The sequence below is a fragment of the Candidatus Pelagibacter sp. genome, assembly GCF_965262185.1.
Taxonomy (GTDB): Bacteria; Pseudomonadota; Alphaproteobacteria; order Pelagibacterales; family Pelagibacteraceae; genus Pelagibacter.
In genome coordinates this window covers 921,044-938,653 of record NZ_OZ253498.1, presented here as the reverse complement: position 1 = coordinate 938,653, position 17,610 = coordinate 921,044, and the positions used below count along the sequence as shown (strand labels likewise).

Annotated in this window: 19 protein-coding genes; 10 read left to right on the top strand and 9 right to left on the bottom strand. The window is 31.5% G+C overall.

The window, feature by feature from the left end; genetic code table 11:
• The first annotated feature begins 2 nt into the window (after positions 1-2).
• The 6 genes from ubiE to ACQY31_RS05210 are packed head-to-tail and all read left to right on the top strand — an operon-like array spanning position 3 to position 5,109.
• Complete coding sequence (gene ubiE, locus ACQY31_RS05235; protein WP_428079179.1) at positions 3-707, top strand: bifunctional demethylmenaquinone methyltransferase/2-methoxy-6-polyprenyl-1,4-benzoquinol methylase UbiE; 705 nt, start codon at positions 3-5, stop codon at positions 705-707.
• Positions 707-2,275 carry a 2-polyprenylphenol 6-hydroxylase gene (gene ubiB / locus ACQY31_RS05230; RefSeq protein ID WP_428079177.1) on the top strand — a complete coding sequence of 523 codons (1,569 nt, stop codon included), beginning with the start codon at positions 707-709 and terminating at the stop codon, positions 2,273-2,275. The genes ubiE and ubiB overlap by 1 nt, the downstream gene beginning before the upstream one ends.
• Positions 2,276-2,283: 8 nt before the next feature.
• Positions 2,284-3,489 carry a bifunctional phosphopantothenoylcysteine decarboxylase/phosphopantothenate--cysteine ligase CoaBC gene (gene coaBC / locus ACQY31_RS05225; protein WP_428079176.1) on the top strand — a complete coding sequence of 402 codons (1,206 nt, stop codon included), beginning with the start codon at positions 2,284-2,286 and terminating at the stop codon, positions 3,487-3,489.
• The gene (gene dut / locus ACQY31_RS05220; protein WP_428079174.1) at positions 3,489-3,926 is read left to right on the top strand and encodes a dUTP diphosphatase; all 438 of its coding nucleotides are present in this window, start codon (positions 3,489-3,491) and stop codon (positions 3,924-3,926) included. The genes coaBC and dut overlap by 1 nt, the downstream gene beginning before the upstream one ends.
• A complete protein-coding gene (locus ACQY31_RS05215; protein WP_428079172.1) occupies positions 3,923-4,678 on the top strand; it encodes a HesA/MoeB/ThiF family protein in 756 nt (251 codons plus the stop codon). Before dut ends, ACQY31_RS05215 begins: the two co-directional genes overlap by 4 nt.
• Positions 4,669-5,109: an SH3 domain-containing protein gene (locus ACQY31_RS05210; protein ID WP_428079170.1), complete on the top strand. Its 441-nt coding sequence runs from the start codon at positions 4,669-4,671 to the stop codon at positions 5,107-5,109. Before ACQY31_RS05215 ends, ACQY31_RS05210 begins: the two co-directional genes overlap by 10 nt.
• Here the strand turns inward: ACQY31_RS05210 and ACQY31_RS05205 are convergent.
• The 4 genes from ACQY31_RS05205 to ACQY31_RS05190 all read right to left on the bottom strand — a co-directional run bounded on the left by ACQY31_RS05205 (position 5,106) and on the right by ACQY31_RS05190 (position 8,146).
• Positions 5,106-5,699: a DUF3501 family protein gene (locus ACQY31_RS05205; RefSeq protein WP_428079169.1), complete on the bottom strand. Its 594-nt coding sequence runs from the start codon at positions 5,697-5,699 to the stop codon at positions 5,106-5,108. The two genes, ACQY31_RS05210 and ACQY31_RS05205, sit on opposite strands and share 4 nt — an antisense overlap.
• A 2-nt stretch (positions 5,700-5,701) precedes the next feature.
• Positions 5,702-7,033 carry a (Fe-S)-binding protein gene (locus ACQY31_RS05200; protein WP_428079167.1) on the bottom strand — a complete coding sequence of 444 codons (1,332 nt, stop codon included), beginning with the start codon at positions 7,031-7,033 and terminating at the stop codon, positions 5,702-5,704.
• Between the two features lie 161 nt (positions 7,034-7,194).
• Positions 7,195-7,611, bottom strand: a complete 417-nt coding sequence (locus ACQY31_RS05195; protein WP_262590070.1) for a rubrerythrin family protein — start codon at positions 7,609-7,611, stop codon at positions 7,195-7,197.
• Between the two features lie 106 nt (positions 7,612-7,717).
• The gene (locus ACQY31_RS05190) at positions 7,718-8,146 is read right to left on the bottom strand and encodes a Fur family transcriptional regulator (protein WP_262590069.1); all 429 of its coding nucleotides are present in this window, start codon (positions 8,144-8,146) and stop codon (positions 7,718-7,720) included.
• 93 nt (positions 8,147-8,239) lie between these two features.
• Between ACQY31_RS05190 and fabA the strand changes: the two genes are divergently transcribed.
• Genes fabA through ACQY31_RS05170 form a run of 4 tightly spaced genes read left to right on the top strand, consistent with a single transcriptional unit; the run spans position 8,240 to position 10,974 of the window.
• Positions 8,240-8,740: a bifunctional 3-hydroxydecanoyl-ACP dehydratase/trans-2-decenoyl-ACP isomerase gene (gene fabA, locus ACQY31_RS05185; RefSeq protein WP_428079165.1), complete on the top strand. Its 501-nt coding sequence runs from the start codon at positions 8,240-8,242 to the stop codon at positions 8,738-8,740.
• Positions 8,740-9,951 (top strand): beta-ketoacyl-ACP synthase I, encoded by a 1,212-nt coding sequence (gene fabB, locus ACQY31_RS05180; protein WP_428079163.1) that lies wholly within the window; start codon positions 8,740-8,742, stop codon positions 9,949-9,951. Before fabA ends, fabB begins: the two co-directional genes overlap by 1 nt.
• Positions 9,952-9,954: 3 nt before the next feature.
• Entirely contained in the window at positions 9,955-10,740 is a 786-nt protein-coding gene (locus ACQY31_RS05175; RefSeq protein ID WP_428079162.1) for an enoyl-ACP reductase FabI, read from the top strand.
• 27 nt (positions 10,741-10,767) lie between these two features.
• Positions 10,768-10,974 (top strand): DUF1737 domain-containing protein, encoded by a 207-nt coding sequence (locus ACQY31_RS05170; protein WP_428079160.1) that lies wholly within the window; start codon positions 10,768-10,770, stop codon positions 10,972-10,974.
• A 53-nt stretch (positions 10,975-11,027) separates the two neighbouring features.
• On the opposite strand, the gene pnp is transcribed toward ACQY31_RS05170, so the two are convergent.
• Genes pnp through nusA form a run of 5 tightly spaced genes read right to left on the bottom strand, consistent with a single transcriptional unit; the run spans position 11,028 to position 17,567 of the window.
• Positions 11,028-13,100, bottom strand: coding sequence for a polyribonucleotide nucleotidyltransferase (gene pnp, locus ACQY31_RS05165; protein ID WP_428079158.1), 2,073 nt, complete (start codon positions 13,098-13,100; stop codon positions 11,028-11,030).
• Between the two features lie 57 nt (positions 13,101-13,157).
• Positions 13,158-13,406, bottom strand: a complete 249-nt coding sequence (gene rpsO, locus ACQY31_RS05160; RefSeq protein WP_075485648.1) for a 30S ribosomal protein S15 — start codon at positions 13,404-13,406, stop codon at positions 13,158-13,160.
• Between the two features lie 12 nt (positions 13,407-13,418).
• Positions 13,419-13,787 carry a 30S ribosome-binding factor RbfA gene (gene rbfA, locus ACQY31_RS05155; protein ID WP_075485631.1) on the bottom strand — a complete coding sequence of 123 codons (369 nt, stop codon included), beginning with the start codon at positions 13,785-13,787 and terminating at the stop codon, positions 13,419-13,421.
• Complete coding sequence (gene infB / locus ACQY31_RS05150) at positions 13,787-16,003, bottom strand: translation initiation factor IF-2 (protein ID WP_428079155.1); 2,217 nt, start codon at positions 16,001-16,003, stop codon at positions 13,787-13,789. Before infB ends, rbfA begins: the two co-directional genes overlap by 1 nt.
• Before the next feature lie 10 nt (positions 16,004-16,013).
• Positions 16,014-17,567: a transcription termination factor NusA gene (gene nusA, locus ACQY31_RS05145; RefSeq protein ID WP_428079153.1), complete on the bottom strand. Its 1,554-nt coding sequence runs from the start codon at positions 17,565-17,567 to the stop codon at positions 16,014-16,016.
• Positions 17,568-17,610 lie beyond the last annotated feature (43 nt).

Here is a 17,610-nt window from a genome sequence, read left to right as displayed (position 1 = left end):
TTATGCAACAATATCTTCAAAATAAAAAAGGCCTTGTGGAAGGTGTTTTTGATCAAGTTTATAGTAAATACGACTTGATGAATGATTTCATGTCACTGGGCATTCATAGATTTTGGAAAAAAAGTCTAATCAATATAATGAAACCATCTCCAAATAGAAAGTTAATAGATGTTGCTTGTGGAACTGGAGATATCGGTAAATTATTTTTGAATAGTACAAATCAAATGTCAGAAGTCACTTGTGTAGATCCAAATAAAGGTATGATTAATCAAGGCAAACAAAAATTATCTAATTATAAAAATATAAAATGGATCAATGCAGCTGCTGAGAAGCTTCCGCTTCAAGACAGCAAATTTGATTATTACACAATAAGTTTTGGTCTTAGAAATACAAAGAATTTAGATAAAGCTCTATCTGAAGCTTATAGGGTATTAAAACCAGGCGGAAGATTTCTATGTTTAGAATTTTCAAAAATTCAAAACTCTAACCTAGATTTTGTTTATAAAAATTATTCAAAAATAATTCCTCATATTGGTCAATTTATTGTTGGTGATAAAAAACCATATGAATATTTAGTAAAAAGTATTGAAGAATTTATTAATCAGGAAGAATTAATTGACTTAATGAAAAAGCATAATTTTACAAAATGTAATTATAGGAACTTTTCAGGTGGTATAGTTTCTATCCATAGTGGTTGGAAAATATAATGCTAAGAAAATTAATTACTTTATTTAAATTAGGAAGAAAGATTGCAAAATCTGATATTTTAGATATTGCCTCTAAATTTAAAAAACCACCGGTCGCGATCACAATTTTATTTCAGCTATTAGCAATATCTTTTGAAAAAAAAGAATTAAGTCATCATGCGCTAGATGATGGTGAAAGACTTTCAAAATCATTAGAGTCGATGGGTACAACTTTTATAAAATTAGGTCAATTTTTAGCTACTAGACCTGATATTATAGGAGAAGAACTCTCTACAAAGCTGGAAAAATTACAAGATCGTGTACCACCATTCTCTATTAATCAGGCAAAAGAAATAATTAAAAATGATTTAGGCAATGATGCTTACAATTCTATTATTGATTTAAGTGAGCCAGTTGCTGCTGCATCAATAGCACAAGTTCATAAAGCTAAAATAAATGACAATGGTACAATTAAAGATGTAGCAATAAAAATTATAAGACCAGACATAAAAAAAATATTTAATGAAGAAATTGATGCGATGATGCTATTTGCATTTATCATTGAGTCATTTTTAAAAAAAACTAAAAGATTAAAACTTGTGGAAGTTGTTTTTTTGTTGAAAGAAATAACCAACCTAGAAATGGATTTAAGGTTTGAGGCAGCAGCCGCAAATGAATATGCAGAAAATACAAAAAATGATGCTGGATTCAAAGTTCCTGAAATTTATTGGAACTTTACTAGTGAGAATGTAATGACATTAGATTGGATAGACGGAGTATCTATTCGTGAAACAGAAGAGCTGAAAAAAAGAAATTTAAATACTAATAAAATTGCTGAGGATATTATCCAGCATTTTTTAAGACATGCTGTAAGGGATGGTTTTTTTCATGCTGATATGCACCAAGGAAATATATTTATTGATGATAGCGGTCAAATAGCTCCAATAGATTTTGGCATAATGGGTAGATTAGACAAAATGAGTAAACGTTTTTTAGCTGAAATTTTATTTGGATTTATACAAAGAGATTATAAAAAAGTTGCTGAGGTTCACTTAGTAGCAGGATTAGTCCCTAAAAATGTGCCAATAGATGATCTAGCACAAGCATTAAGGTCAATAGGAGAGCCAATATTTGGTCAAGAGGTTAAAGATATTTCAGGTGGAAAATTATTAAAACAGCTTTTTGATGTTACAGAAAAATTCAATATGCAAACTCAACCTCAATTGTTGATGTTACAAAAAACAATGGTTGTAGTTGAGGGTGTTGCAAGAAAATTAAATCCTAACACTAATATTTGGACAACCTCTAAACCAGTTCTTGAAAATTGGTTAAGAGAAACAAAAGATCCTATAAATAATTTTAACGAAACACTTAAAAATAGCACTGAAGTAATTAAAAGATTACCTGAGTTACCTGAAATCATGGACAAAGCAAATCAAGCTCTAACATTTTTAGCTAGCGGACAAATTCCTCAAAACTCCAATTCTTATACAGCTTTAAACGATAAAAAATCTGAAATGATAGCATTTAGAAACCAATCTATTATTGGTTTATTACTTCTTGTAATTTTTGGTCTTATAGTATTTTAATTCTGCAAATGAAAAATCTTAATAACAAAAAAATTCTTTTTATTATTTGTGGTGGTATTTCAGCTTATAAAAGTCTTGAAACGATTAGATTATTAAAAAAAAATGGTGCAGAAATAAAAACTATACTTACTTCTAGTGCTAAAGAATTTGTAACTCCATTATCAGTAGCATCATTATCTCAAGGTAAAGTTTATAGTGATTTGTTTAGCTTAGAAAACGAAACTGAAATGGATCACATTTCACTTTCTAGATGGGCAGACGTAGTTATCGTTGCACCAACTACAGCAAATACAATTTCAAAATTAGCACAAGGTACTACAGATGATTTGGCTTCTACTGTAATACTTGCTTCAAATAAACAAATTTATTTAGCACCAGCGATGAATGTTAGAATGTGGGAGCATAAATCTACAAAAACTAATTTAAAAAAATTAAAAGATTTTGGTTATAAGTTTATTGGTCCAGAAATAGGAGATATGGCATGCGGGGAATACGGAGAAGGTAAGATGTCAGAACCATTAAAAATTGCGGATGAGTTAAACCAATTTTTTTTAAACCAAAGTCAAAATAAAAAATTTAAAGCTTTAGTTACTGCGGGCCCAACAAATGAGTATATCGACCCTGTGCGTTTTATAACAAATAAATCAAGTGGCAAACAAGGATACGAACTAGCTAAATGTCTATCCAAAAAAGGTTTTGATACAACACTGATTTCAGGACCAACTAATCTAGAAGTAGAAAAAGATATTAAACTCATTGAAGTTGAAACAGCAGATGAAATGTTTGCTGCTACACAAGAGAATTTACCTGTAGATGTAGCAATTTTTTCAGCAGCAGTATCAGATTTTAAAGTAAAAAATAAATCTCAAACAAAAATAAAAAAAGAAGAAGCATTAAATTTAAATTTAGAAAAAAATATTGATATTTTAAATTATATATCAAATCATAATTCTATGAGGCCTGAAATTGTGATTGGTTTTGCAGCAGAAACAAACGAAGTTTTTAAAAATGCAGAAGAAAAATTAAATAAAAAGAATTGTGATTGGATAATTGCTAATGATGTTTCTAAAAAAAATATTGGATTTAACTCTGATTATAATGAAGTTGTAATCCACTACAAAAATAAATCTTTAAAAAGTGAAGTCCTACCATACAAAAGAAAATCTGAAATTTCTGAAGAAATAGTTGATAGAATAATTGATCAATTAAATTAATGGCAAAAATCCTTGTTAAAAAATTAGATCCTTCAATAGAGCTACCTGCCTACAAAACAGAAGGGGCTTCGGGAATGGATCTTATGGCATTTATAAAAGAACCTATTGTACTTAAATCCCAAAATTCTTGTTTAGTTCCAACTGGAATTGCTGTTGCTTTTTCAAATGAATTTGAAATTCAAATACGACCTAGATCAGGTTTAGCAGCAAAAAATAATATTAGTGTTTTAAATACACCAGGAACAATAGATAGTGATTACAGGGGTGAGATAAAAGTAATACTTTACAATCACGGAAAAGAAGATTTTTTAATAAACAATAAAGACAGAATAGCTCAAATGGTTCTCGCACCAGTGATAAAAATGAATTTTGAAGAAACAGATGAGCTTCCAGAAACAATTAGAGGCGAAGGCGGGTTTGGCTCAACAGGAAAATGAGCAAAAAATTAAACAAAAAACAAATCGAACGTTTTTCAAGACAGATCATATTAAAAAATATTGGTATTTTAGGTCAAAATAAAATTACAAATGCAAAAGTATTAATAATAGGCATGGGTGGTCTTGGGTGCCCAGTAGCAGAATTCTTGACTAGGTCAGGGGTTGGTTCATTAGGAATTGTAGATCATGATCGAATAAGCCTTTCAAATATTCATAGGCAGAGTTTATTCAATGAGAAAGATTTAAATCAATTAAAAGTCAAAATAGCTAAAAAAAAATTAAACAACATTAATTCTTTAACAAAAATAAAAATTTTTAATTACAAATTAAATAAATCTAATTTTCAAAAAATTATTAAAGATTACGATTATATTGTTGATGGAACTGATAATTTTGAAAGTAAATTTCTAATTAATGATTTAAGTTTAAAGTATAAAAAGTTTTTGGTAACTGGTGCTATAAGTAAATTTGATGGTCATATCTTTACATTTAATTTCAAAAATAAAAAAGAACCATGCCTACGATGTTTTTATCAAGAGGAAAAAATATCAGATGAAATACTCAATTGTGAATATGAAGGAATCCTGGGAACTGTAGCAGGAATAGTTGGCACGATGCAAGCTAATGAAATTTTAAAAAATATTTTAAATATAGGCCAAAGTTTAAATAATTATATTTTAATTATTGATTTATTAAATTTAAATTTTAGAAAAGCAAAAATTAAAAAAAGAAAAAACTGTCTATGCAATTAATTATAAGAATAATTTTAATTTTTATCTTATCAATTTCAATAAGTTCAGCTGATGAAATATTTGTTTCTTTAAAAAAAAATAAAGTAAACGTTAGGTACGGTCCAAGTTTTGATTCAGATGTAAAATACGTTTACAAAAAAATTAACCTTCCTTTAAAACAAATAGATAAAAAAGAAAACTTCAGAAGGATTATAGACTTTAAAAATAATGGTGGGTGGATACATATATCTCAATTAAAAAAAAATAATTCTGTAATAGCAACCAAGGATAAAATTTTATTTAAAAACCCTACATCTTTTGCAAAACCAATTGCTCTTATTAAGGAAGGTAGGTTACTAATATTAGAAAAATGTGAGCAAGAATGGTGTAAAGTAACCACTGAAGAATTTCAAGGTTGGATTAAAACAGATAATATTTGGGGGTTTAATTAACTAAAATCAGCCGAAAGTGACTTTTTATTCTCTGCAGACAACTTAGTAGTATGGGAATATTCTTTATGATCTATTCCTATTTCAACTTCAGTTTCTTCAGATTTGAATTTGGCTATTTGGTCATCTGAAAAATTAAAATGAATAAATTGAACTGAAGAAGCTTTTCCTTCAGATGATGTTCTATCAACATCTTCCTCTGGTATAGCTTTTATTTTTTCTCCATTAATTTTCATAAAAACAGTATCTTCAATTCCACCTACTCTTCCAAGGAAAGCCGCACGTGATATAGGGTTGTCTATTTCAAACATCAATGTAGCTGTTAATTCTTTACCATTTGGTATTAAAGGATTGTATGCTGACAACTCATCTTTAAGTTGTTCATCTCCACCTTTTTCAATATATAACATTTCTTGAACTTGAGCCAACATTGTCTCGTAACTTTCAAAATAAAAAGTTGCATAAGGACCTAATGCAATTCTTCTATTTTTTTTAAAATCAACAATGTTTTTTCTCAGTTCTCTTCTATTTTTTATATAGACATCTAATGGCATGATATCTTCTTTTTGTATCTCTCTTTTTTCTCTTGGCATGATCACAACTTATAACTTTTGGCCATCAATTCGATAGGATGTAGTGCCTCATCATTAGATATATTAGTATCCACTTCAAGCTGCTTTAAGTGTTTACCCGCTAAAGGGCAATCAGAGGCCATATACTTATTATTTTTTGTTTTAATTTGTCTTGCAGTAGGTCTTCCTACTCTATTAGCTAGATCATGTGTTTCTTTCATCACACCAAAAGTTCCTCCATGCCCAGCACACTTCTCAACAACATCAATTTTAACATTTGGGATAAGTTTAAGCATATCTCTTGCTTTGATACCCATATTTTGTGCTCTTGCGTGACACGCATGGTGCACTGTCACTCCACCATCTATTTCTTGTAAACCATCTGCTAATCCCTCATTGTTTGCAATATCAACAACATACTCATCAATATCCATAACGTTTGCAGATAATTTTTTTATTTTATCATCATTAGGTAAAAGCAATGGCCATTCAAATTTTAACATTAAACCACAACTAGCGGTTAATGTAACAACTTTGTAACCTTTGTTAATCCATTCAACTAAATCTTTAGAAACTTTTTTAGCCTGTTCCACAACTTTAGGAAGATCAGCTTGCTCTAAGAATGGCATTCCACAACATCCAGGATAGGCTTCTTGAACTTCTACACCATTTTTCTTTAGAACTTTTAAAGCTGCAACACCGGTATTTTTTTTATTAAAGTTAACAAAACAGGTAGAATAAATTACAACTTTTCTATCATTAGTTTTTGTCTCGTAGTTTATTTTGTCATTATTTTTCATAAAAAAGTTAGAAAAAGTTTCTGAATTATATTTTGGAAGTTGAACCCTTTTATCGATACCCGCAACTACCTCTAATATTTTTCTAAACAACTTATTTTTTATATCTGATGCCCAATTAATTATTTTAGAAAATAAAACCCCAATTTTTGCGTTTCTATCTATTTGGGCTAATTGCATTGGAACACTTGGTAATTTACCTAATTTTTTCTGTGCCGTTCTGTACCTCAACATTAAATGAGGGAAATCAAGATCAAAATCATGAGGAGGTACATAAGGACATTTGGTCATAAAACACATGTCGCAAAGAGTACAGGCATCAACAACCGGAGCAAATTGCTCACTTTTTAAACTTTCTACGTCTTCATTTTCAGACTCATCAATCATATCGAATAATTTTGGAAAGGAATCACAAAGATTAAAACATCTTCGACATCCATGGCAAATATCAAACACTCTTCGCATTTCTGCATCTAATTTTTCAGTATTTAAAAAATCTGGATGCTCAAAATCAATAGGGTGACGAATTGGGGCGTCTAGACTTCCTTCTTTGCTCATACGATTATATTAGAAATTATAATTAATGATAAAGAAACTAAAACCACTGGTTCATTAAACCAATCTTTTATTAATTGTAAAAGCTGCTCTTTCATTTTTTTTTTGATTTGAGAAATTTTGTTAAATTTAGTGGGCGGTAAACGCCCACTAATGAATATTATTTAGGCAATAGACTCTAAAGTTTTTTGAAATTTACCAGCATGAGATTTTTCAGCTTTTGCTAAAGTCTCAAACCAATCTGCAATTTCTTCAAAACCTTCTTCTCTTGCAGTTTTAGCCATACCTGGGTACATGTCAGTATACTCATGCGTTTCTCCCTCAATTGCTGAAGCTAAATTTGCTTTAGTCTCACCGATTGGTTTCCCAGTAGCTGGATCTCCAACTTGCTCAAGGTATTCTAAGTGACCATGTGCGTGACCAGTTTCACCTTCCGCTGTTGATCTAAATACTGTAGCTACATCATTATAACCTTCGATGTCAGCTTTTTGTGCAAAATAAAGATATCTTCTATTTGCTTGACTTTCACCAGCGAATGCTGCTTTTAAGTTCTCTTCTGTTTTACTTCCTTTTAAAGACATTTTTTTCTCCTTAATTTAACTTTAAAGACCATATAGTGTCTAAAACATTATTGTCAATAGTTTAGAATTATTATAATCTAGATTTTATATAATTGATTTAATTGAATTATTTTTGAGTTTGATTATCACTCGCAACTTTAACCAAAACTTCAACGGAATTTATTTTTTTTCCTGTAATATTTTTTTTAATATTTACTGGGTCTATATCATTTTCATCACAATCTATTAGCTGATGAGTATCTTCATCATAAAAATGATGATGAACACTTGTGTTTGTATCAAAATAACTTTTATCGCTGTTAATCGAAATTTCTTTTAAATAACCTTTTTTCTGAAATGCATGAACAGTGTTGTAAACTGTTGCTAAAGAAATTTTTTCATTCATCTCCTCAGAAATCATTTTTACAAGATCATTGATTGTAAAATGGAAAGTTTTTTCTCTATTAAATAGAACTTCACACATTTTAACCCTTTGCTTTGTAGGTCTAAGTCCTAAATCTCTTAATTTTTCAACGAAATTACAGTTTTTTACCATTGCATTTTATAATTATTCTAATGTATGAATAAAAATATACCGTTTTATTATATTATATTGGCATTAAATCAAGTAATAAGGTTTCTCAAAAATATGAAAAAAAATTCCTACTCATATGATGATCTAATAAGTTGTGGAAATGGTGATCTTTTTGGACCAGGTAATGCAAAATTACCGCTTCCTCCAATGTTGATGTTTGATAGAATAACTGAAATCAACGAGAATAATGGAGCTTTCAATAAAGGCTCCTTAAAGGCTGAGCTAGATATAAAAAATGATCTATGGTTTTTTGACTGTCATTTTAAAGAGGATCCAGTCATGCCTGGATGTCTAGGGTTAGATGCTATGTGGCAACTAGTTGGATTTTTTCTGGGCTGGTTAGGAAATCCTGGCAAAGGTAGGGCTCTAGGAGTTGGTACTGTAAAATTTACTGGTGAAGTTTTACAAAATGTTAAAAATGTAAGGTACGAAATAGATATGAAAAAAATTATGTCACCAGGTGGAACAACTGTTGGTCTTGCCAATGGAATTGTACTAGCTGATGACAAAAAAATATATTCAGCAGAAAGTTTGAAAGTGGGGTTATTTAAATAATGAGAAGAGTAGTAATTACAGGATTAGGAATTGTCTCTTGTTTGGGAAACAACCAAGAGGAAGTTCATCAATCATTAATTAATTCAAAATCAGGAATTTCTTATGCTGAGGAATATAAAGAACATAATCTTAAAAGTCATGTTCATGGAAAACCAAATATAAAATTAGAAGATCATATCGATCGAAAAACAATTAGATTTATGGGTTCAGGTTCAGCTTATAATTATATTGCAATGAAAGAAGCTATTGAGGATTCGGGATTAGAAGAATCTGAAGTTAGCAATTTTAAAACTGGGATCGTTATGGGTTCTGGTGGTCCATCAATTGAAAATGTTATTTTGGCTGCAGATAAAACTAGGGCTAAAACTCCAAAATTAATGGGACCATTCATTGTTCCAAGAACAATGGCAAGTACAGCTTCTGCAACACTTGCTGTTCCATTTAAAATTAAAGGAACCAACTACACAATGAGTTCTGCATGCGCAACAAGTGGCCACTGTATTGGTAATTCAATGGAATTAATTCAAATGGGCAAACAAGATGTTGTATTTGCAGGTGGAAGTGAAGAAGTTCATTGGGCTATGACGGCAATGTTTGATGCGATGACTGCTTTATCATCAAAATATAATGACGCTCCTGAAACAGCATCAAGAGCATATGACAAAACAAGAGATGGTTTTGTAATTGCAGGTGGTGCAGGTGTGTTAGTGCTAGAGGAATATGAACACGCTAAAGCGAGAGGTGCTAAAATATACGCAGAATTAACTGGTTATGGAGCAACTTCAGATGGATACGATATGGTAGCTCCATCAGGAGAAGGTGCTGTCAGATGTATGCAAATGGCGATGGCAACTAGCAAAAATAAAATTGATTATATCAATACTCATGGAACTTCTACTCCAGTTGGAGATATCACAGAGCTAAATGCAGTTAAAAATACTTTTGGAGACAATATCCCAAAGATTAGTTCGACAAAATCTTTATCGGGACATCCACTTGGTGCGGCTTCAGTTCATGAAGCAATTTACTGTTTGATAATGATGAAGAATAATTTCATAGCTGGCTCTGCAAACATAAGTGAGATGGATGAAGAAGCAAAAAAATTTCCTATAGTTTCAAAAACTGAAACAGGAGCAACTTTAAATACAGTAATGTCAAATAGCTTTGGTTTTGGTGGAACTAATGCAGCTTTAATTTTTGAAAAGGTTTAATTTATGAGTTTAATGAAAGGCAAAAAGGGATTAATCATGGGTGTTGCAAATGAAAGATCTATTGCCTGGGGTATATCTCAAAAACTTGCTGAAGCAGGTGCAGAACTAGCATTTACATATTTAGGCGATGCTTTGAAAAAAAGAGTAGTTCCTTTAGCAGAAAAATTAAATTCAAACGTTACATTTAGTTGTGATGTTGAAAAAAAAGAAGAGGTTGTAAAATTATTTGAAGATATCAAATCCCAATGGGGTGAAATTGACTTTGTAGTTCATGCAGTTGCTTTCTCTGATAAATCAGAGTTATCAGGTGAATATTTAAATACGACTAGGGAAAACTTTTTAAGAAGTATGCTAATCTCATGCTTTTCATTTACTGAAGTAGCAAAAGAAGCTTCAAAGGTAATGAAACAAGGTGGAAGCTTATTAACTTTAACCTACGAATCTACTAAAGCAATTCCAAATTATAACGTAATGGGTGTTTGTAAGTCAGCTTTAGAGTCCAGTGTTAAATATTTAGCTAGAGATTTGGGTGCCAAGGGCATGAGAGTAAATGCTATAAGTGCAGGACCTATTAAAACATTAGCAGCTTCTGCGATTGGAGATGCAAAATTCCTATATAAATGGAATGAAGACCATTCTTTTCTTAAGAGAAATGTAGATATCCATGATGTTGGAAATTCAGCATTATATCTACTAAGTGACCTTGCAAACGGAGTTACTGGTGAAATTCACTACGTTGATGCTGGATATAACAAGGTAGGAATGCCAGATCCTAAAAATATAACCTAAAATTTAGTTAAATTTAGTTAAAAATATATGAAGGGATACAGATTTATTACTGATGATGATACAGCAAGATTTTGTAATCGAGTAACTGAGGCATTATCGAATGGATGGAAATTATATGGTGAACCCAAAATGACATTTGATAAAAAACGAGGAATAATGCGTTGTGGGCAAGCAGTTATAAAAAATGTTCCAAATAAAAAGTACTCAAAAAAAATAAATTTATCTTCAATATAAAAAACCCCAGAACTCTCATTCCAGGGTTTTAAAATTTTAATTTAAGTTAAAGATTATTCAGCAGCTTGTTTCATAGAAAGTTTAACTTTACCTCTATCGAAACCAATCACTTTAACTTTTACTTCGTCGCCTTCTTTAACAACGTCAGTAACTTTAGCTACTCTTTTATCTGCTAGTTCTGAGATATGAACTAGTCCATCTTGTTTTCCTAAGAAATTAACAAATGCACCAAACTCCATAATCTTCATTACTTTACCTGAATAAATTTTGTTTAATTCAGCTTTTGCAGTAATGTCTTTAATCATTTGCATTGCGATGTTTCTAGACTCTTCATCAGGAGCAGCAACTGTTACTACACCTTCGTCGTTTACATCTACTTTTGCACCTGATTTTTCAACAATCTCTCTAATCGTTGCTCCACCTTTTCCAATCACAGCTGCAATGTCTTTTTTATCAACATTAACTTGTTCCATTTTTGGAGTGTGTTTTCCAACATCAGATCTTGAAGCCGATAGAGCTTTATTCATTTCACCTAAGATATGAACTCTTCCATCTTTAGCTTGGCTCAATGCCTGCTCCATGATTTCAAATGTAATACCTGTGATTTTGATATCCATTTGAAGAGAAGTAATTCCATCTTTAGTTCCAGCAACTTTAAAGTCCATATCACCTAAGTGATCTTCATCACCTAAAATATCTGATAAGACACTAAAATCATCACCTTCTTTAATTAACCCCATTGCAATACCTGCAACTGGCTCTTTAATTGGCACTCCAGCATCCATTAACGCTAGAGAACTTCCGCAAACAGTGGCCATTGAAGAAGAACCATTAGACTCAGTTATTTCTGAAACTACTCTAAAAGTATATGGAAATGCCTCTTTAGTTGGTAATGAAGAGTTAATCGCTCTCCAAGCTAATTTACCATGTCCGATTTCTCTTCTACCAGTTCCAATTCTTCCAGTTTCTCCAACTGAAAAAGGAGGAAAATTATAGTGAAGCATAAATCGTTCTCTCTGAAGCCCATCTAAACTTTCAATTCTTTGTTCGTCATCAGAAGTTCCTAGAGTTGCTACAACAATTGCTTGGGTTTCTCCTCTAGTAAATAAAGCGGAACCATGTGCTCTTGGTAAAACACCCACTTCACATTCGATAGGTCTAACATCTGACAAGCCTCTACCATCAATTCTATTTTTATTTTTTAGAATATCAGTTCTAACAATTGATTTTTCTAGGCTTTTTAACTGACTGTTAACATCAAGATCTGTGTAGTTTTCATCTTCCTCATAAAGTTTTTTAGCTTTATCAGTAATCTCGGAAATTTGATTTGATCTATCTTGTTTATCTCTTGTAGCAAAAGCTTTTTTAAGATCTTCTGTAAAAGTTTCCTCAAGTTTTTTCTTAACTTCAGATAAATCTTTTTTCTCAACTGTCCACTCAGGTTTTCTACATTCTTTTGCAAGTTCCTCTATCATTTCAATTACTGGAACAAAGCCTTCGTGACCAAATTTAACTGCATTTAACATTTCTTCTTCTGTTAAACCACTTGCTTCTGATTCAACCATAAGCACAGCATCTTTCGTACCTGCTACAACTAAATCTAATTTCGATTTTTCTAGCTCTGCTTTAGAAGGGTTTAAAACATATTTTCCATCTATAAATCCAACTCTCGAAGCTCCAACAGGACCCATAAATGGCATTCCTGATATAGCTAATGCTGCCGATGAAGCAGTGATTGATAAAATATCTGGTTCGTTTTCTTTGTCGTACGAAATTACAGTTGGTAATAACTGTACTTCATTTTTAAATTCATCTGGAAACAAAGGTCTGATTGGTCTATCAATTAATCTAGAGATTAATGTTTCGCTCTCAGTTGGTCTTGCTTCTCTTTTAAAATATCCGCCTGGAATTTTTCCAGCTGCATAATATTTCTCTTGGTAATTTACAGATAATGGAAAGTAATCCATATCAGGATTTACTTTTTTTGCCCCCACTACTGTTGCTAGTACGACTGTCTCTCCACATGTTGCGATTATTGCACCGTCTGCCTGTCTTGCTACTTTACCTGTCTCTAAACTTATCTTCTTTCCTGCTACTTCAATTTCCTTCTTGTATACTTTAAACATTTCATTTCCATTTCGTTTCGTTCGTTTCGTTCCATTCCGTTCTATCTATCTTGACTTCTATTTTCTTAAATTCAATTTCGACAGTACATTTTTGTAAGAATCCATTTTGTTTTTCTTTAGGTATTCTAACAATTTCTTTCTTCTATTTACCGCTCTCAACAATCCAACAGATGAATGTTTATCCTTCTTGAATTGCTTAATATGCTTAGAGAGAGTTTCAATTTTCTCTGTTAGCAAGGCGATTTGGATTTCTGAAGATCCGGTATCTTTATCATGCATTGCTAATTCTTGTGCCTTTTTATTCATGCCTCTTTCTTCCTATTTATTTGTTTGTTTTATTAAGTTTTCTATTTTTTCCGCATACTCAAAAGACTCATCTTTTCTAAAAAGTAATTTTGGTAAAAATTTCATAACCACTTTTTGTGATAAAATTTTTCTTATTAAAAATGAGTATTCCTTCAGAACATTAATTGTTTCCTCAGCATCTTTTCCTCCTAATGGAAGAACATATGCTTTAGCAATTTTTAAATCAGGACTCATTCTAACCTCAGTAACTGTTATAGTGTTTGTTTCTAAATTCGGCACCTTAGCCTCATTTCTTATAAAAATCATGCTTAAAGACTGCTTAATCATCTCTCCAACTCTAAGCTGTCTTTGTGATACTGGTTTTCCTATTCTATCAGCCATTAAATCGATCTCTCTGTAGATGTAACACTAAATGCCTCTATTGTGTCGTTTTTTTGGAAATCCATATAATCTTTAACAGTAATTCCACATTCTTGACCATCACTAACCTGTTTTACTTGGTTTTTTTCTCTGAAAATTGTTGAAACTTTTCCTGTATAAATTATTGCGCCGTCTCTAATAATTCTTACATCAGAATTACTATTTATTTCACCTTCTGTAATTTTTGAGCCCGCAACTTTTCCGGCACCTGAAACTTTGAATATCTCAAGAATTTGTGCTGTTCCAGTAATTGTTTCTTGAACATCAGGAGATAATAATCCAGACATTTTTTGCTTAACATAATCCAACACCTCATAAATGATATTATAAGAAGAGATTTTTATTTTTTCATTTTCAGCAAGTTTTTTAGCCTCTTTGCTCGGTTTTACATTAAAGGCTATGAGAACAGCATTGGATGCTTTGGCCAATGTAACATCTGTTTCTGTTACCATTCCTATATCTGCTAATATTATTTTTGGCTTAACTTCTTCGTGTTTAATTTGAGCAATTGCATTTTTGATAGCCTCTGATGATCCTTGTACATCAGATTTTATAATTAAATTTAATTCTTCAGAAGACTTATCTGAGAAAGCAGAATCTTGTGTTGCAAAAGTTAATGGGTTTTTGCCATCTTTGCTCTCTTGCGCTCTATTTTCACTCAAAGTTTTAGCTTCTTTTTCAGTGTCTAAAACAATAAAATCATCTCCAGCTTTAGCAGCACCATTTATACCCAAAACTTCTACAGGAGTGGACGGTGGAGCCTCACTAATATTTTGACCTTTGTCATTAATAATTGCTCTAACCTTTCCCCATTTTAAACCACTTACAAAAAAGTCACCCTTTTTAAGAGTACCTGTTGTTATAATAATATTTGCAACCGGTCCTCTTCCAATATCTATTTTTGATTCTAATACGATCCCTGTAGCTTTAGATTCATAATCAGTCTTAAGATCTAAAATTTCAGCTTGTAAAATGATAGACTCAACTAACTTATCTAAATTTTGTTTAGTTTTTGTAGAGACCTCAACCATTAAAGTATCACCAGATAAATCTTCTGCTATTAACTCATGTTCAAGTAATTGATTTTTAATTTTCTGTGGATCTGCTTCAGGAAGATCACATTTATTGATTGCAACTACAATTGGAACATTCGCAGCTTTTGCATGTTTTATAGACTCAATTGTTTGTGGCTTTACTCCATCATCAGCTGCAACAACCAAAACTACTACATCTGTTAATTTTGATCCTCTAGCTCTCATTTCAGTAAAAGCTGCGTGACCTGGAGTATCTATAAAAGTTAATTTATTATTTTGACTTTCAATTTGGTATGCTCCGATATGCTGAGTGATTCCACCAAACTCTCCTGAAACAACATTTGCACTTCTTAAAACATCTAAAACAGAAGTTTTACCATGATCGACATGGCCCATAACCGTAACAATAGGTGGTCTATTTTTTAAATTTTCTACTCTAGTAGCCTTTATTTTTTGAATAATTTCTTCTGCTTTTTCTTCTCTTATTGGATTATGTCCAAATTCTTTAACTAAAAATTCAGCTGTGTCAGCAGCTAAAGTTTGATTGATTGTTACAGTTACTCCCATTCCGAATAAATATTTAATTACATTGCTAGATTGCTCCGCCATTCTATTAGCTAGCTCTCTTACAGTTATCGCCTCTGGAATATTGATGTCTCGTTTTACTGGTTTTGAATTTTCTTGCGTCTCTTCTTTAGAAGAGTTTTTCATTTCTTTTTGTCGAGCTCTTTTAACTGATGCTAAACTTCTTTCTCTTGCTTCTATTTCATCGCTTAATGCTCTTGAAACAGTTAATTTTAATTCTCTTTTTTTTGTCCCAGCTTTTAATGTTTTTTTATCTTTTTCACTATCTCCCTTAAGTCTTTTGGTAGCTCTTTGTTCTGCCAGTTTTCTTCTTTCAAAATCGCTTGTAATTTGAGGAGATTTTGGTGCAAAAGACGGTTTTAATGGAGCACCTCTATTAAATGAAGTAGTAGATTTTGGTTTCCCTACGCCAGGTCTAAACGATCCACCTCTATTAGCGAATTTTCCGCCTTGTTTTTCAATTACTCTAGAATTTTTTCCTTGAGTTTTAGCTATCTCAATATTTCTTATAGATTTCTTTGCAGAGCCAGATATTGTTAATTTTGTTTTTTTCTCCATTGCTCATCTCTCAATCTTTATAAATTATATTTCTAGCAGACATAATTAATTCATCTGCCTCTTCTTTAGATAAAGCAAAATCCTCTAGATAACCCTGAATTTTAACTCTCTCTCCTTTAACTACATCGTAGCCACCAGTAAGTTCATCAGATGCAAGATCTGCAAAATCTTCTAATGTTAATATTTTTTGTTCACCCAATGTAACTAACATTCCTGGTGTAAGACCCTTAAGGTTAATAAGAGCATCTTGTAGACCAAGCTCTTTAATTCTTTCCGATATATCTTCTTGATCTTTTTGATGAAACTCTTTTGCTCTTTCAATTAACGCAATAGCTGTTTCTTCCTCAATTCCCTCTATTTTAGTTAAATTTTCTGGCAAACTATCTTTAATATCGTCTATTGTTGAAAAACCTTCAGCAACTAATAACTGACCTAAAGTTTCATCTAATTCTAAGTTTTTAACAAAATTATCTGTCTTTTCTTTAAATTCTAATTGTCTTCTCTCGGAGTCTTCCGCATCAGTCATAATATTAATTTCATAATTTAACAATTTGGTTGCCAATCTTACATTTTGACCCCTTCGACCAATCGCTTTACTCAAATTTTCTTCAGTTAAAATCACATCAAGTTTTTTTCTTTCTGCATCAACATTAACTCTTTGAACTTCTGCAGGCGACAAAGCATTAGATACTAATATTGCAGCATCCTCTGACCAATTCACAATGTCAATTTTTTCTCCTTGAAGTTCATTTACAACTGCCTGAACTCTAGAGCCTCTCATACCAACACAAGCTCCAACAGGGTCTAATGATGTATCAACTGCTTTAACACAAATCTTTGCTCTACTTCCAGGATCTCTTGAAGAAGATTTAATTTCAATTAATCCATCATATATTTCTGGCACTTCTTGAACAAAAAGTTTTTCCATAAATTTTGGGTGAGCTCTAGACAAGAAGATTTGTTGACCTCTTGGCTCTCTTCTTACGTCATAACAATAAGCTTTTACTCTATCACCAGCTTTAATATTTTCTCTAGGAATTAATTCATTTTTTTGAATGATTGCTTCTGTTCTACCTAGATCAACAATAACACTTCCAAATTCTAATCTCTTAACAATACCACTTAAAATTGTATCTTTTTTATCAATAAAGTCATTAAATTGTCTTTCTCTCTCTGCTTCTCTAACATTAAAGTTTATTACCTGTTTTGCAGTTTGAGCAGCTATTCTGCCAAAATCAAAAGATGGTAATGGTTGAAGAACTTCATCACCGATTGATTTATCTTTATTATTTTCATTAAGACTTATCGCATCTTCTAATTTTATTTCTGTATTTGCATTTTCAGGATTTTCAGAAATAACAAGTTTTCTGAACAATTCTATGTCTCCATTATCTCTATTGATTGAAACTTTAATTTCATTTTCTTGACCAAACTTAGATTTAGCTGCTTTAGCTATTCCTGTTTCCATAGAACTAATTATAAGTTCTTTATCTATCGATTTTTCCAAAGCTACAGCTTCAGCAATTCTTAATAATTCTAATTTATCTGCTCTCTTATTTAACATTTTTTATCTGCTCCAAAAAAAAATGGGCCAAAGCCCATTTTGA